Source organism: Nocardia sp. CWNU-33 (genome assembly GCF_046764895.1).
Lineage (GTDB): Bacteria > Actinomycetota > Actinomycetes > Mycobacteriales > Mycobacteriaceae > Nocardia.
In genome coordinates this window covers 1-811 of record NZ_JBKOQN010000123.1, presented here as the reverse complement: position 1 = coordinate 811, position 811 = coordinate 1, and the positions used below count along the sequence as shown (strand labels likewise).

The window sequence follows — 811 nt, the reverse complement described above, 5'->3', positions numbered from 1 at the left end:
ACCGCGCCCGCCACCGGTGCCCCACCGACTACACCGCCCCCTGGTCAGTCCGCGCCTGCCGCGGCCCCACCCGCTCCTGCTGCTGCCCCTGCTGCGGCACCACCCTCGGGTGGTCGCGCGACCCATGATCGGCCTCCGGAACCCGAACCGTTGATCGATGCCGACATGGTCGAGAAAGCCATGCCCGCCGCGATGATGGCCGGGACCATGGCCATGTCCGCGCTCCCCATGATCGCCTCCGCCCTGGCCGGGCTACTCGGCGGCGGCGGCAACGGTGGTGGCGGCGGTGGAGGCGCGCCGGTCGCGGAAACCCCCACCGGGCAACTGTCCCCGGAATCCCAACACGCGCTCGAAGTTTTGGACAAGCTCGCCAAGGTCTACGGCGACGGCGAAACCACCGACCCCGAAATCAAAACCCTCCGTAAAGAACTCGGCGTCACCCCCCGCAGCAAAACCGGCACCAGCAAAACCACCAGCTCGGTCAAAGCACGGCGGCTGTACCAGCGCACCGCCGCGACAGCGTTCAACAACCTCGACAACAAACTCGTCAACTACGTCACCAAAATCGCGGGCACCAACAGCATCGACAAGAAGGCCGTCCTCGCACTGATCCGCGAAGTCAACGTCGCACTCGCCGGACTCGGACCACAGGCCTACACCAAACAAGGCCAACAAAAAGTCCGCCAAATCCTCACCGCCGCACTACAAAAAGCGCAAACCATCGTCTCCGGCGGCAGCGCCAACGCCACCGACACCGCCAACGCCATCAACGAGCTCAGCAAGCAATACATCTACAACCTCGCAGGCAAAA

Annotated in this window: 1 protein-coding gene; it reads left to right on the top strand. The window is 65.0% G+C overall.

From position 1 onward, the window contains the following. Nucleotides 1-165 precede the first annotated feature (165 nt). Nucleotides 166-811: DUF4226 domain-containing protein (locus tag ACLMAL_RS39660; protein ID WP_412003777.1), on the top strand; the 646-nt coding region annotated here is incomplete at its 3' end.